Source organism: Cupriavidus sp. OTU4054, from assembly GCF_038440175.1.
Classification (GTDB): domain Bacteria; phylum Pseudomonadota; class Gammaproteobacteria; order Burkholderiales; family Burkholderiaceae; genus Cupriavidus; species Cupriavidus pauculus_D.
Genome location: NZ_JASATF010000026.1, coordinates 64,214 through 78,108 on the forward strand (window position 1 = coordinate 64,214; position 13,895 = coordinate 78,108).

A 13,895-nucleotide genomic window follows, 5' to 3' on the forward strand; every position below is an offset into this window, starting at 1 on the left:
CCTCTCAGGCCTCGATACTGACTTCCAGGACGCCAAGCCCCGCCACGCTCGCAGACACGCGGTCGCCCTTGCGCAGAAAGTGACCATGGCTGCTGCCGACGCCCGCGGGCGTTCCCGTCAGGACGACGTCGCCGGGCCACAGCGTGATGCGCGCCGACAGGTCACGGATCTGCTCGGCCAGCGAGAAGATCATCTGGTTCGTGTTGGAGTCCTGCTTGGTTTCGCCATTGACCGACAACGCGAGGTCGAGCTGCTGCGGGTCTTTGACGTACTCCGCCGGCACCAGCCAGGGCCCGATGGGACACGCGCCGTCGAAGCTCTTGTGCGACAGCCAGTCCATGCGGAACGGCGACTTTTCGGGCAGGTCCACGCGGCGGCTCAGATCGCGCGCGGAGAGATCGATCGAGACGGCATACGCGGCGACGTAGTCCAGTGCTTCCTCGAGAGAAAGATTCTTCCCCTGCCTGCCGATGACCGCCGCCAGTTCCACTTCCCAATCCACGGACGACGCACCCTCGGGCAGCTTCACCACGGCGTCGGGGCCGACCACCGAATGGGAGCTCTTCACGAAATGCCACGAACGCTCGCCCCGCTTGCCAGACATCACGGTATTGTTGACTCGCGCCATTTCCGCGGCATGGTCGGCATAGTTTGCACCTGCGCCATAGATCGCGCCCGGTGTGCCGACCGGCGCGAGCAGGCGCACTTCGGCCAGTGCGAGTGGCGCGGTGCCATTCGTGGCCGAGGCGTCGAAGCGTCGCAGCAGGTCCTTCACGAGGCTCCAGTCGCCGAGCACTTCGGACATCTCCGCATAGCGGGGCGTCGCGCTGACTTCGGCAAGATCGAAGACCTGCTGCCGCACCAGAATGCCGACCCGCGTTCCGCGCCCCCCCTCGTATGAAACGAGGACCGGACGGCTGGGCTCGCTGGCGGATGCGTGATTGATCATCTTGTTCCGGCTCCGCGTCTCAGATCTCGCCTGCCGCGACGCGGCGGCGTGTCTCGGCGATCGTTGCGCCGACGGCGGCGATATAGCTCTCGCGCACTTCCTCACCCTTGCGGCGCTCTTCCGCCGAGCCGGCCTCCACGCCGTCGAAGCACAGCGCGAAGGTGAACGTCAGCACGAGACCTTGCTCGGCATCGCTCAGCACGTTGGTGATCCAGCCGTTGTCCGCCGACTCGATGCGCTCGAACAGCACCTGCACTTCCGGCGTGAACGTGATGCGCTCGCGCACGGTCATGTTGCGCAGCGTGATCTGACGAATGAAACCGTCGTCGAAACGTTCCTGCACTACACAGTCTTCCATTGCGGGAACGAAGGGCACCGCATACTCGGCCTTCTGCACGAGGCCTTTCCACATCTGGGCTCGGGTCAGACGAATCGCCTCGCTGGCAGGGTTGACGTCGAAGCTGGCTGAAATCGCGTACATCGCTTGGTCTCCAATTCGGAATGGTCTAGATGCTCTGCGCGGGGGCGTCACCGCCACCGCCGCTGGCGGCGCGGGCGGGGGGCCCGCGGGGGGGGGGCCGTCGTGCGGACGCGATCACGCAAATTTCATCCACGTGCGCCATGCGATCCACAGCTTGCGCAGCGGTGTCAGCGCGATGCGCTGATGCAGCACCTGGAAGTCGCTGGCCTCGATTTCGTCGAGCAGCTTGTGCGAGATCGCGCTGAGCACGAGCGCGGCACGCTGCGCGCGGCGGTCCCGGCGCGGCAGCAGCGCCATGGCCTCGTCGCGCAACGCGCGGGCGCGCGCGGCCTGTTCCTTCATCAGCGCGACAAAGCGATCGGAGTGGCGCGACTGCAGGATATCTGCCGCGGGGACTTCGAAGCGCTGGAGCGTATCGACGGGAATGTAGATGCGGCCGCGCCGCGCGTCCTCGCCGATATCGCGCACGATATGCACGCGCAGCAGCGAGAGCCACAGCTTTTCCGCATGGGCGAGCGTGGCATCGTCCTGATACCCGAGCACGCGCGCGTTCAAACGGCCGAATGCACCGGCCACGCACTGACAGAATCGCTGCAGGCCGATATCGTCGAGATAGCGCGACTGGTTCAGATCCATCTCCATGCCGTCGAGCACCTCGCTCATGTCGGCCTCGGTCAGCGCCGAGCGATGGGGAAGCAGCGCCTGCGTGATCGGGTGCGTCGGCGGCTGCGACGGATCGTCGCGGAACAGCCGGCGGATCTCGCCGCGCCACCAGTCCAGCCGCTGGTGGGCCACGCCCGCGTCATGCGTGTCGTGGACGAGGTCGTCCAGCTCGCGGCGCCATGCGTGCAGGGCCGTGATCGCACGCCGGCGATCCTGCGGCAGGAACAGGAAGCTGTAATACAGGCTGGAGCCGCTCTGGGCGGCCTTGTCTTGACAATACTGATCGGGCGTCACGCCGGCCTCGGACTTTGTGGGGGCTGCGGGCCAGCATTTAACCATAGGTTGCGCCGCGCATGCGGCCGGCGGTGGCTTGTCAACCGCTCGCGCCCCCAATCGCGCGTTCGGTCGCACTGGCGTTTGACGCACCTCGGGCGGATCGTTATATTACTGACCGGCAAGTTATTTACTGGTTTTCGCAACGATTTTTCGATCGATCCCTTGATGCCTGCACCGCCTTCCGGGCCTCGGTCCGACTCTCCCCGGTATCCCGTCCCTTCCGCGCGTATGGGCGGGGTGCTGATGGCGGGCGCGCTGGCACTGGCGCTCGCGGGCTGCGGCAAACCGAAGGAAGCGGAGCCGGAGGTACGCCCGGTCCGGCTGATGCAGCTGCATCCGGCCGCCGGACAGACCGCGTTCGAGTTTTCCGGCGAGGTGCGGCCCCGCGTCGAGTCGCGGCTCGGCTTTCGCGTCAGCGGCAAGATCGCGGCGCGCCTCGTGGACGTGGGCGCCAACGTGCGCAAGGGCCAGCCGCTGGCGCGGCTGGATCCCACCGACCTCGCGCTGGCCGAGCAGGGCTCGCGGGCGCAATACGACGCGGCCAAAACCGATCGCGATCTCGCGGCTTCCGATCTCAGGCGCTACAACGAACTGTTCAACCGCGGCTTCATCAGCGCGGCCGAGCAGCACCGCCGGCAGGCCACCTTCGACGCCGCGGCCTCGCGCCTCCAGCAGGCCGAGGCCGGGCTGCGCAACCAGGCGAACCAGACCGGTTACGCGGTGCTGGCCGCCGACGCCGATGGCGTGGTCACCGCGATCGATGCCGAAGTGGGGCAGGTGGTGACGCCGGGACAGCCCGTGATTCGCGTGGCGCAGACGGCCGAGAAGGAGGTGGCGATCGGCCTGCCCGAGGATCAGGTCGAGATGCTGCGCGCGGTCGGCGACGTGACGGTCCATACGTGGGCCGAGCCCGATCGCAAGCTGCCCGCGCGCGTGCGCGAAATCTCCGCCGCGGCCGATCCGGTGACGCGGACTTACCCCACGCGCGTCTCGGTGCCGAATCCGCCGGCCGATCTGCGCATCGGCATGACGGCCGTGGTGACGTTCCTGCGGACCGCGGAGACCGCCGCGATCCGCGTGCCGCTGACCGCGTTGCTGCAGGATCAGGGACGGAACTTCGTCTGGATCTATGAGCCCGCGAAGGTGGAACCGAAGGCCGAAACGAAAGCGGAACTGCGGGCCGATGGCAAGGTGCCCGACGAAAGCGCGCGCGGCACGGTGCGTCCGGTGCCCGTGACGCTGGGCGAGGCCATCGGCAACGATATCGTGGTACGGCAGGGCCTCGCGCCGGGGCAGACCATCGTCACGGCGGGTGTCCATCTGCTCAAGGCAGGGCAGACCGTCAAGCCGATGCAGAGCGTGACACCGGCCACGCCCGTTGCCGCCTCGGGCGGCGGCCCGAACTGACGGGCCGCGCATGGATCATTCGCGCTTCAATCTGTCGCGGTGGGCACTCGAGCACCAGCCGCTCACGCGTTATCTGCTCGTGGTGCTGCTGATCGGCGGGCTGCTAGCGTTCTTCCAGCTGGGTCAGGACGAAGACCCGCCGTTCACGTTCCGCGTGATGGTCGTGCAGGCGTTCTGGCCCGGTGCCACGGCCGAGCAGATGGCCGTGCAGGTGACGGACAAGATCGAGCGGCAGCTGCAGGAGGTCCCATACGCGGACAAGATCCGCAGCTTCTCCAAGCCCGGCGAGACCACGGTGATCTTCCAGCTCGCCGACGATTCGCCGGCGAAGGACACCGCGCAGATCTGGTACACGGTGCGGAAGAAGATCGGCGATATCGTGCAGACGCTGCCGCAGGGCGTGCGCGGGCCGTACTTCAACGACGAGTTCGGCGATGTCTATGGCTCCATCTACGCGCTGTCGGCGGACGGGTTCACCTACAAGGAGCTGCGCGAATACGCGGACCTCGTGCGGCAGGCGCTGCTGCGCGTGCCGGCCGTGGCCAAGGTCACGCTGCTGGGCCTGCAGGACGAGAAGGTCTATATCGAGTTCAACCAGGCGCGCTTCGCGCAGCTGGGGCTCGATATCAACGCCATCGCCAACCAGATCACCGAGCAGAACAATCCCACCGGCAGCGGCGTGCTGGTGACGCCCACCGACAATCTGCAGGTGCGGCTCACGGGCCAGTTCGCCGATGTCAGGGACCTCGAGGACCTCGTGCTGCGCGGGCCCAACGGCATCGCCAATATCCGCCTTGGCGATATCGCGCACGTCTATCGCGGCTATATCGATCCGCCCGCGTCGCGTATGCGCTTCAACGGCAAGGACGTGATCGGGCTCGGCATCTCGATGGAGAAGGGTGGCGACATCATCGCGCTCGGCAAGGCGTTACGGCACGTGGTGGACGGCCTGCGCGGGCAGTTGCCCGTCGGCGTCGAGATGGATCAGGTCCAGGACCAGCCGCAGGCCGTCAAGCGTTCGGTCGGCGAGTTCGTGCACGTGCTGATCGAGGCCGTGGTGATCGTGCTCGGCGTCAGCTTCGTCTCGCTGGGTCTGCATACGAAGCCGCTGCGGCTCGACGTGCGGCCCGGCCTCGTGGTCGCGCTCACGATTCCGCTGGTGCTCGCGGTGACGTTCCTGTTCATGGATATCTTCGGCATCGGGTTGCACAAGATCTCGCTGGGGGCGCTGATCGTCGCGCTCGGGCTGCTGGTGGACGACGCGATCATCGCGGTCGAGATGATGGTGCGCAAGCTGGAAGAGGGCTTCTCCAAGATGGAGGCGGCGACGTTTGCCTATACCTCGACGGCCATGCCGATGCTGACGGGCACGCTGATTACCGCCGCGGGCTTTCTGCCCGTGGGGCTCGCGCGTTCGACGGTCGGCGAATACACGTTCGCGATCTTTGCCGTGACCGGGCTCGCGCTGGTGCTGTCCTGGTTTGCCGCCGTGTACTTCACGCCGTACCTCGGCTATCTGCTGCTGAAGACGCGGACCGACAAGGGGCAACAGGGCGCCGGCCATCACGAGGTATTCGATACGCCGTTCTACGCGCGCTTTCGCCGGCTCGTCGATTGGTGCGTGACGTGGCGCAAGACCGTGATTGCCATCACGCTCGTGGCGTTTGCGTTGGGGTTCTTTGCGTTCAAGTTCGTGGAGAAGCAGTTCTTCCCGGACTCCAGCCGGCCCGAGCTGATGGTCGAGTTGTGGATGCCCGAGGGCACGAGCTTCGCGAACATGGAGGCCGAGGCGAAGCGCTTCGAGCGCGCGATGCAGCAGGATCGCGACGTGCAGAGCCTGACCACGTTCGTGGGCACGGGCGCGCCGCGCTTCTATCTGCCGCTCGATCAGATCTTTCCGCAGAGTAACGTCGCGCAGGTCATCGTGATGCCGAAGAGCAGCGAGGTGCGCGACGCGCTGCGGCAGCGCGTGGTGAACGTGCTGGCCACGCAGTTTCCGCAGATGCGCGGGCGCGTGAAGCTGCTGCCGAACGGGCCGCCGGTCGCGTATCCGGTGCAGTTCCGGGTGATCGGGCCCGATGCGGCCACCGTGCGCAAGCTGGCGGACCGGGTCAAGGCCGTGATGAACGACAACCCCAATACGGTTGGCGTGAACGACAACTGGAACGAGAACGTGAAGATGCTGCGTCTCGAGATCGACCAGGACAAGGCGCGGGCGCTCGGCGTCACCACGAATGCGATTGCGCGGGTGACGCAGACCGTGCTGACGGGCGTGGCCGTGGGGCAGTATCGCGATGCGGACAAGCTCATCGACATCATCATGCGGGCGCCGGTCAACGAGCGCGATGCGATGTCCGACCTCACCAACGCGCTCGTGCCGACCAATACGGGGCGCGTGGTGCCGCTGACGCAGATTGCGCGCGTGACGCTGAAGTCCGAGCCGGGGGTGATCTGGCGCGAGAACCGCGACTTCGGGATTACCGTGCAGGCGGACGTGGTGGAAGGCATTCAGGGGCCGACCGTGACCGCGCAGATCAATCCGAAGCTCGATGCGTTGCGGGCCAGTCTGCCGCCCGGCTATCTGATCACCATCGCCGGGGCGGAGGAAGAGAGCGGCAAGGCGGGCGCGTCGATTGCCGCGCAGCTGCCGCTCTGCATCTTCCTGATCTTTACGCTGCTGATGCTGCAGCTGCACAGCTTCTCGCGCGCCGTCATGGTGTTTCTGACCGGGCCGCTGGGGTTGATCGGCGCGGCGGCGACGCTGCTGCTGCTGCATGCGCCCATGGGGTTTGTCGCGCAGCTCGGGATTACGGCGCTGCTGGGCATGATCATCCGAAATTCGGTGATTCTGGTCGATCAGATCGAGCAGGACATCGCGGCGGGCGCCGCGCCGTGGGATGCGATCGTGGAGTCGGCGGTGCGGCGGTTCCGGCCGATCATCCTGACGGCCGCCGCCGCGGTGCTGGCGATGATTCCGCTGTCGCGGTCGCTGTTCTGGGGGCCGATGGCCGCGGCGATCATGGGGGGGCTGATCATTGCCACGGTGCTGACGCTGCTGTTCCTGCCGGCGTTGTATGCGGCATGGTTCCGGGTGCGGCGGCCCGAGGCGCATGGCGGCGTGATGGCCGGTTGAGTGGATGGCGACGGTATGATTCGGCGTTGACTGGAGAATCCACGCATGCCGAGCCGGCCGCCGAAAGAGAACTGGGACGACTTCCGCTATTTCCTCGCCGTGGCCCGCACCGGGACGCTCAGTGCCGCGGCCGAGCAGCTGGGGACCGAGCACACCACGGTGGCGCGCCATGTCCAGTCGCTCGAGCGCGCGTTGAACAGCCGGCTGTTCCACAAGAGCAACGTCGGCTACGAACTCACCGAAGCCGGCAACCGGTTGATGGAAGCCGCGCAGGGTATCGAGAGCGCGCTCGTGGCCACGCGGGCCGTGGCCGAGGGGGGCCATGAGATCGGAGGCACCGTGCGCATCGGCGCGCCCGACGGGTTCGGAACCTATTTCCTGGCGCCGCGCATCCACAAGCTGCTCGAGAAAAACCCGCGGCTCGAGATCGAACTGATTGCGGCGCCCCGGCTATTCAGCCTGGCCAAACGCGAGGCCGATATCGCGATCGGGCTCTCCAGCGCCGAGCATCTGCGCGTGGCCTCGCGCCGCCTGACCGAGTACAGCATGCTCGTCTACGGTGCCCGCGGCTACCTGAAGTCCGCGCCGCCGATTCGCGACCAGCGGGATCTCGCGGGACATCCGTTCATCGGATACATGGAAGACCTGCTGTTCACGCCGGAGCTCAATTTCCTGGGGGTCACGGAGGTACCGCTGCATCCGCGGCTGCGGTCGTCGAACCTGGTGACGCAGGTGCAGGCCACGCTGGCCGGCCGCAGCCTCTGCATTCTGCCGGCCTACGTCGCCGCCAACTTCTCCGAGCTCGTGCCGGTGCTGGCCGACGAGGTGCGGGTGCAGGCCACGTTCCACATGCATGTGCACGTCGATCACCAGCGCGCGGCGCACGTACGCGAGGTGGCGCGGTTTATCGCCGACGAGGTCGATGCCCATCGCGCCACGTTCCTGGGTCCGGCCGCGACAAGAAAGCCGGGAACCAAATAGGCGAGGCCCGCCATTGTGCAAATTTGCACAATGATTGGGGAAACGTCGTCTTGGCGGCGCATGGGCCGCGACCAATAATCAACCCCATGAAAACCCTGATATCCCTCGCGCTGACGCGGCGGCTGGCGCCGCCCGCATCGATGCGCGTCGCCCTGCAGATCTCGATGATGGTCGCGATCTGGTTTGCCGCGTCCGAGCTCACGCGCGTGACGGGCCTGGGCATGTCGCCCGGGGTAGTGGGTCTGCTGGCCGTGCTCGCGCTGCTGCTGTCCGGCCGCGGCAACGTGGTCTGGTTCCGCGATGGCGCCAACTGGCTGCTCGGCGAACTCGTGCTGTTCTTTATCCCCTGCGTGGTGGCCGTCATGCAATACGGCCAGCTGTTCCGCACACAGGGCGTGCAGATCGTGATCGCGGTGGTCGTGGGCACGGTGCTCGTGATGGCCGCCACCGCGCTGGCCGTCCACGTCGGCTGCCGCCTCGAACGGTGGATTGCCGCGCGCCGGGGGCAGGAGTCCTGAGATGAGTCCCGATTCGCATGCCTACGCCGCGGCGTTCTGCATCGTATGGACGTGCGCGCTGTACTTCGCGCTCAAGCCGTTCTATCAGCGCCGCCCGCGCATCTGGCTGTCGCCCGCGATCCTGGTGCCCGCGCTGACCATCGGCCTGCTGCTGACCACCGATATTCCTTATGGCGACTATGTGGCCGATACGCATTGGCTCGTCTGGATGCTGGGCCCCGCGACGATTGCGTTTGCCGTGCCAATCTACGAGCAGCGCGCGATCGTGCGCCGCCACTGGCTCGCGCTGAGCCTCGGCGTGGTCGTGGGCATGCTGGTGGCGGTGGTCAGCGCGCGATGGCTCGCGGGCATGTTTCACTTCGATCCGACGGTGTCGAGCAGCCTGATGGCGCGCTCGATCTCCACGCCGTTCGCGATGGCCGTGGTCGAGCAGACCGGCGGCTCGGCCGAACTCGTGTCGCTGTTCACGGTGATCACGGGGCTCGTCGGCATGATCGCCGGCGACGTCGTGCTGGGGTTGATGCACCTGTCGCCGGTGGCGAACGGCGCATCGCTGGGTGCCTCCGCGCACGGCTTTGGCACCGTGCGCGCGCGGCAGCGCGGATCGGAGGAGGGCGTGGTCGCCAGCCTGACGATGGTGCTGGCGGGCGTGTTGATGGTGCTAGTCGGCCCGCAGCTTACTCACGCCGTCCTGACGGTGTTTCCGTATTGATTCCGTACTAAGCCAGTTCGAACACCACGTCCTGCGCGCCTTCCCAGAGGACCTTGGTCCCGAGCGCGCGCAGATTCTCGCGGCCTTCGACGATCGTGAGGAAGTGGTTGCCGGCCAGCTGGCCCATCTTGCTCGCGAAACAGCAGCTGCCGTACGCGAGAATGATCTCGGTCTCGCTGTAGCCACCGGGATAGAACAGGATGTCGCCGACCGACGGATGGCTCGTGTGGTTCTCGAAGCCGACGCCGAGCTTGAATTCGCCAAGTGGAATCCAGCAGCCTTCGCCGCTCCAGCGCACGTGAATCAGCTTCTGACGATACGGCAGCAGCTTCATGAACGCGGCCACGGTTTCGGGCGCGTCCGGGTTGGTTTCGGCGATAAAGGTGTGGCCAGCGGCCGTGATGCGGATTGTCGTCATGAGTCAGAGTATGGGTGCTCCCTTCCCCCGATGGGAGAAGGGAAAACCTTAGGTTTCAGGCCCAGCTTGCCAGCAGCGTCTCCGCCACGGCGATAAGGCTGCGATCGCTGCCCTTCGGGCCGATCAGCGAAATGCCATAGGGCGCGCCTTCTCGGCCCGACAGCGGCAGGCTCAGCTGCGGGAAGCCGGAGAGCGGCGTCAGGCACAGCATATGCGCGGCGGCCATGCGGTAGTCCTCGAACAGTTCCATCGGGGACGTGCGCAGCGGCGCGATATCGGGCATCGTCGGCAGCACGAGCACGCCGTCGCTGCCGAGCAGGCGGCCGAAATGCGCGGTGAACTCGGCACGGATCTGGCTCGATGTCTCGAACTGCTCGGCGCTGACCTGCTTGCTGAACGCGAAGCGTCCGGCGATGTCCGGGCCGAGCTCCAGCCCGTACTGCTCGATCAGCTCGCCCTGCGCCTGCCACGCTTCCCAGCCCTGCACATAGCGGAAGGCCCAGTACAGGTCCGACAGCGGACGGTCCGCGACGGTCACGGCCGTGCCCGCGCCGAGGATTGCCTCGATGCGCGAGACCGTGGGCGCGAGCGCGGCGCGCGCTTCGTCGGTCGGCAGCGGCATGAGGTCGCTGGCAATCAGCACGCGCGGCCTGGCCGGCAGCGGGGTGGCATCGGCGCCCAGCAGCACGTCCGCCACGCGCGCGAACGTGCCGATATCGCGCGTGAAGAAGCCGCACGTATCGAGCGTTTCGCACAGCGGTTGCGTCAGGGCCAGCGAAATACGGCCATGCGTCGGGCGAATGCCGAACAGCCCGCAGTGGCTGGCCGGGGCGCGGACGGACCCGCCCGTATCGGTGCCGAGCGCGAAGTCGCAGAGGCTGTTCGATACGGCCGATGCGGAGCCCGACGAGGAGCCGCCCGTGATGCGATCGGGCGCGCCGCCGTTGTACGGGCTGCCGTAGTGGAAGTTCTTGCCGTTCATCGAGAACGCCATCTCGTCCGTATGGCTCTTGCCGATAAACTTCGCGCCCGCGTCCAGCAATTTCTGCACGGTGGGGGCCGTCGTGGTCTTGATGCCCGAGCGCGCGAGCACATGCGGATTGCCACCGCCGGTCGGATAGCCCGCCACGTCGAACAGATCCTTGGCCGCGAAGGTCAGGCCCGCAAGGGGGCCCTCCGGCGCGTTGGGGACGGCGACGTCGGGGTAGGGCATGAACGCACGGGCGGGATGGGTGGCAAAGGTCATGACGAGTCGATCCTCTTTGTGGTGGGAGTTCAGGCGGCGGCCGTCGCCGCGGTGGCGGGTTCCGACACCAGTACGCAACTGACGCGATGGCCGTTGCCGAGCGATACCGCGCGGGGCACGTCCTTCAGGCATTCGGGCCGGGCATGCGCGCAGCGCGGCGCGAACGTGCAGCCCGGCGGCAGCGCGGAGAGGTCAGGCGGCGCGCCGCCGATCGTCTCCAGCCGTTCGCCGCGCGCCATGCCGTGCTGCCGGCTCTTCAGCAGCGCATTCGTATAGGGATGGCGCGCCTCGCGCATCAGCGTGCGGATGGGACCCTCCTCGACGATGCGGCCACCGTACATCACGGCCACGCGGTCCGCGATCTCGACGGCCGCGCCGATATCGTGCGTCACGAAGACGATCGACAGGCCCAGCTCGCGCTGGAGTTCGCGCATGAGAATCAGCACCTGGATCTGCACGGTCGCGTCGAGCGCGGTGGTCGGTTCGTCCGCCAGCAGGATCTTCGGCTGGGCCGACAACGCCAGCGCGATCATCGCGCGCTGCCGCATGCCGCCCGACATCTCGTGCGGGTAGGCCGCCAGCCGCCGCTCGGGGCTCGGGATGCGTACCGACTCGAGCGCCTTCAGCGCGCGCGCGCGGGCTTCGGCCTTGGTGACCCTGGCATGCGTGCGAATGCATTCGACGATCTGCTGGCCCACGGTATAGACCGGGTCCAGCGCCAGCAGCGGTTCCTGAAACACCATGGCGACCTTGCCGCCCCGCAGGCGCGACAGCGTGCGCTTGTCCATGGCCAGCACGTCCTCGCCGTCCACGCGGATCTCGCCTTCCATGCGCGTGCGGCGCGGCGGATGCAGGCGCATGAGCGCGCGCAGCGTGACGCTCTTGCCGGAGCCGGATTCGCCGATCAGCGCCAGCGATTCGCCGGCATGGACCTCGAGCGAGACGCCGTTGACGGCCTGGATGGTCTTGCCGCCGCCATGGAAGGTCACGCGCAGGTCGCGGACCGACACCACCGGCTGGCTTGGGGTCGTGGCGGGAGATTGGGTTTCGGTCATCGTCTGTCCTCCCATTCAGGGCGTAGCCGCATGCAGGCCCGGCGTCATGCGCCGGAGGGGCAGCGAATGGCCGCCATCGGGCATGGCCATCAGGCACGACACGGGGTGTCCGGCCAGCGCGTCGGTCAGCACGGGCGCGCGGCGTTCGCACACCGGCTCCGCGCGCGCGCAGCGCGGATGAAAGCTGCAGCCCGAAGGCGGGTTGATCGGGTTCGGCGGATCGCCGGCGAGCGGCGCGGCGAGCGTGCGGTGATCGGGGTCCATCGACGGCATCGATGCGAGCAGCGCGCGGGTGTAGGGGTGGGCCGGATTGGCATAGATCGATTCGGTATCGCCGACTTCGACCACCTTGCCGAGGTACATGACCATCACGCGGTCGCACAGGTAGCGAATGACGTTCAGGTCGTGGCTGATGAACACGTACGTCAGGTCGAACTCGGCCTTGAGGTCGAGCAGCAGGTTCAGCACCTGCGCTTCCACGGACTTGTCGAGCGCGGACACGGCTTCGTCGAGAATGACGAGCCGCGGACGCAGCGCCAGTGCGCGCGCGATATTCACGCGCTGGCGCTGGCCGCCGGACAGCTCGTGCGGATAGCGGCCCGCAAACCGTGCCGGCGCCAGTCCCACACGTTCGAGCAGATAGCGCGCGCGCTCGGCCGCCTCCCGCGCGCTCACGCCATGCACGCGCGGCGTAAAGGCGATGGATTCCTCGATGGTCAGGCGCGGGTTCAGCGACGAGTAGCTGTCCTGGAACACCATCTGCACCTGGCTACGGAACGCCTTCATCGGCAGCTGCGGCGAACCCACGCCCTGCGCGTCGAAGATCAGTTCGCCGCTGTCCTGCGCGGTCAGCTGCATCAGCAGGCGCGCGGTCGTCGACTTGCCGCAGCCGGATTCGCCGACGACGCCGAGCGTTTCGCCCTTGAGGACGTCGAAGCTCACGCCATCGACGGCACGGACCTCGCCGGCATGGCGAAAGGGGATGGCCGACTTGAGCGGGAAATGCTTGACGAGGTCGCGGGCAATGACCAATGGCTGTGCCGGGCCGCCGACGTCGCGCGCGGCAGGCAGAGCGGTCGCTTCCAGAGTGTCGTTCATGTTCAGTCCTTGATTTCCATGGCCGAGCGAATGCCATCGGCCAGCAGGTTGAAGGAGATCGACGTGAGGAAGATCATCGCGCCAGGCAGCGCGGCGACCCACGGCTGCGTATAGATCGCGGTGCGCAGCGTATTGAGCATCAGGCCCCATTCGGGCTCGGGCGGCTTGACGCCGAGGCCGAGGAACGACAGACCCGAGGCCAGGATCATCGACACCGAGATCAGGCTCGTGGCATAGACGAAGATCGGGCCGAGCACGTTGTTGAGCACGTGCGCGCGCACGATGGTCAGCGCGGAGGCGCCCGACGCGCGCGCCGCATCGACGAATTCGCGCGCCCGCACCTGCGTGGTCACGCTTTCCGCCACGCGCACGATCTGCGGCACGAACACGATGGTCAGCGAGAGCAGGGCATTGCCGACGCCGGCGCCCAGCGTGCCCGACAGCGCGATGGCCAGCAGGACCGACGGAAACGCGTAGAGGATGTCGGTGAGCCGCATGATCACGGTATTGGTCAGGCCGCCCGCGAATCCGGCGACGATGCCGAGCGCGCTGCCGATGACGAACGCGAGCAGCACGGGCGTGATGCCCATGAACAGCGAGAGCCGCGCGCCGAGCATGAGGCGCGAGAGCATGTCGCGGCCCAGTTCGTCGGTGCCGAGCGGATAGTGCTCGGTGCCGATGGGTTTGAGGCGCTTGAGGATCGACGAGGCATACGGGTCGGCCGGCATCAGCTGCGGCGCGAACAGCGCCATCAGGATCAGCGCGATCAGGATGAACGCGGCCACCATCGCGAGCTTGTTGCGCAGCAGGCGGCGGCCGACGGTCGCCCAGTATCCGGGGGAGCGCTGCACGGCGAGCGGCGCCGTGCGTTTGTCGAGGGTCAGGTCCATGAGGCTCT

General features: G+C 67.2%; 13 protein-coding genes. 5 read left to right on the forward strand and 8 right to left on the reverse strand.

Features of this window, described 5'->3' with window-relative positions; translation table 11 throughout:
• Window positions 1-4 precede the first annotated feature (4 nt).
• From AAHB16_RS25625 to hpnD, 3 genes are all read right to left on the reverse strand, one after another.
• The gene (locus AAHB16_RS25625; RefSeq protein ID WP_342052327.1) at window positions 5-949 is read right to left on the reverse strand and encodes a fumarylacetoacetate hydrolase family protein; all 945 of its coding nucleotides are present in this window, start codon (window positions 947-949) and stop codon (window positions 5-7) included.
• 19 nt (window positions 950-968) lie between these two features.
• A complete protein-coding gene (locus AAHB16_RS25630) occupies window positions 969-1,430 on the reverse strand; it encodes an SRPBCC family protein (protein ID WP_109581077.1) in 462 nt (153 codons plus the stop codon).
• Between the two features lie 114 nt (window positions 1,431-1,544).
• Complete coding sequence (gene hpnD, locus AAHB16_RS25635) at window positions 1,545-2,387, reverse strand: presqualene diphosphate synthase HpnD (protein WP_150371477.1); 843 nt, start codon at window positions 2,385-2,387, stop codon at window positions 1,545-1,547.
• Between the two features lie 270 nt (window positions 2,388-2,657).
• Here hpnD and AAHB16_RS25640 point away from each other — a divergent pair, with 270 nt between their 5' ends.
• The 5 genes from AAHB16_RS25640 to AAHB16_RS25660 all read left to right on the forward strand — a co-directional run bounded on the left by AAHB16_RS25640 (window position 2,658) and on the right by AAHB16_RS25660 (window position 9,180).
• A complete protein-coding gene (locus AAHB16_RS25640) occupies window positions 2,658-3,836 on the forward strand; it encodes an efflux RND transporter periplasmic adaptor subunit (protein WP_342052328.1) in 1,179 nt (392 codons plus the stop codon).
• A 10-nt stretch (window positions 3,837-3,846) separates the two neighbouring features.
• Entirely contained in the window at window positions 3,847-6,969 is a 3,123-nt protein-coding gene (locus AAHB16_RS25645; protein WP_342052329.1) for an efflux RND transporter permease subunit, read from the forward strand.
• Between the two features lie 45 nt (window positions 6,970-7,014).
• Window positions 7,015-7,950, forward strand: a complete 936-nt coding sequence (locus tag AAHB16_RS25650) for a LysR family transcriptional regulator (RefSeq protein ID WP_342052330.1) — start codon at window positions 7,015-7,017, stop codon at window positions 7,948-7,950.
• 86 nt (window positions 7,951-8,036) lie between these two features.
• The gene (locus tag AAHB16_RS25655; protein WP_342052331.1) at window positions 8,037-8,468 is read left to right on the forward strand and encodes a CidA/LrgA family protein; all 432 of its coding nucleotides are present in this window, start codon (window positions 8,037-8,039) and stop codon (window positions 8,466-8,468) included.
• A 1-nt stretch (window position 8,469) separates the two neighbouring features.
• Window positions 8,470-9,180: an LrgB family protein gene (locus AAHB16_RS25660; RefSeq protein ID WP_150371482.1), complete on the forward strand. Its 711-nt coding sequence runs from the start codon at window positions 8,470-8,472 to the stop codon at window positions 9,178-9,180.
• A gap of 7 nt (window positions 9,181-9,187) precedes the next feature.
• On the opposite strand, the gene AAHB16_RS25665 is transcribed toward AAHB16_RS25660, so the two are convergent.
• Genes AAHB16_RS25665 through AAHB16_RS25685 form a run of 5 tightly spaced genes read right to left on the reverse strand, consistent with a single transcriptional unit; the run spans window position 9,188 to window position 13,887 of the window.
• Complete coding sequence (locus AAHB16_RS25665) at window positions 9,188-9,598, reverse strand: DUF3830 family protein (RefSeq protein WP_150371483.1); 411 nt, start codon at window positions 9,596-9,598, stop codon at window positions 9,188-9,190.
• A gap of 55 nt (window positions 9,599-9,653) precedes the next feature.
• Entirely contained in the window at window positions 9,654-10,976 is a 1,323-nt protein-coding gene (locus tag AAHB16_RS25670; protein ID WP_446718136.1) for an amidase, read from the reverse strand.
• A complete protein-coding gene (locus AAHB16_RS25675; RefSeq protein ID WP_342052332.1) occupies window positions 10,874-11,899 on the reverse strand; it encodes an ABC transporter ATP-binding protein in 1,026 nt (341 codons plus the stop codon). The genes AAHB16_RS25670 and AAHB16_RS25675 overlap by 103 nt, the downstream gene beginning before the upstream one ends.
• 15 nt (window positions 11,900-11,914) lie before the next feature.
• Complete coding sequence (locus tag AAHB16_RS25680; RefSeq protein WP_342052333.1) at window positions 11,915-12,997, reverse strand: ABC transporter ATP-binding protein; 1,083 nt, start codon at window positions 12,995-12,997, stop codon at window positions 11,915-11,917.
• 2 nt (window positions 12,998-12,999) lie between these two features.
• Window positions 13,000-13,887, reverse strand: coding sequence for an ABC transporter permease (locus AAHB16_RS25685; RefSeq protein ID WP_150371487.1), 888 nt, complete (start codon window positions 13,885-13,887; stop codon window positions 13,000-13,002).
• Window positions 13,888-13,895 lie beyond the last annotated feature (8 nt).

Bases quoted from the DNA above. Each gene is read 5' to 3' on its own strand.
- AAHB16_RS25625 (WP_342052327.1), bottom strand. From the start codon at position 949: ATGATCAATCACGCATCCGCCAGCGAGCCCAGCCGTCCGGTCCTCGTT.
- AAHB16_RS25630 (WP_109581077.1), bottom strand. From the start codon at position 1,430: ATGTACGCGATTTCAGCCAGCTTCGACGTCAACCCTGCCAGCGAGGCG.
- AAHB16_RS25640 (WP_342052328.1), top strand. From the start codon at position 2,658: ATGGGCGGGGTGCTGATGGCGGGCGCGCTGGCACTGGCGCTCGCGGGC.
- AAHB16_RS25645 (WP_342052329.1), top strand. From the start codon at position 3,847: ATGGATCATTCGCGCTTCAATCTGTCGCGGTGGGCACTCGAGCACCAG.
- AAHB16_RS25650 (WP_342052330.1), top strand. From the start codon at position 7,015: ATGCCGAGCCGGCCGCCGAAAGAGAACTGGGACGACTTCCGCTATTTC.
- AAHB16_RS25655 (WP_342052331.1), top strand. From the start codon at position 8,037: ATGAAAACCCTGATATCCCTCGCGCTGACGCGGCGGCTGGCGCCGCCC.
- AAHB16_RS25660 (WP_150371482.1), top strand. From the start codon at position 8,470: ATGAGTCCCGATTCGCATGCCTACGCCGCGGCGTTCTGCATCGTATGG.
- AAHB16_RS25665 (WP_150371483.1), bottom strand. From the start codon at position 9,598: ATGACGACAATCCGCATCACGGCCGCTGGCCACACCTTTATCGCCGAA.
- AAHB16_RS25670 (WP_446718136.1), bottom strand. From the start codon at position 10,976: ATGCCTGAAGGACGTGCCCCGCGCGGTATCGCTCGGCAACGGCCATCG.
- AAHB16_RS25675 (WP_342052332.1), bottom strand. From the start codon at position 11,899: ATGACCGAAACCCAATCTCCCGCCACGACCCCAAGCCAGCCGGTGGTG.
- AAHB16_RS25680 (WP_342052333.1), bottom strand. From the start codon at position 12,997: ATGAACGACACTCTGGAAGCGACCGCTCTGCCTGCCGCGCGCGACGTC.
- AAHB16_RS25685 (WP_150371487.1), bottom strand. From the start codon at position 13,887: ATGGACCTGACCCTCGACAAACGCACGGCGCCGCTCGCCGTGCAGCGC.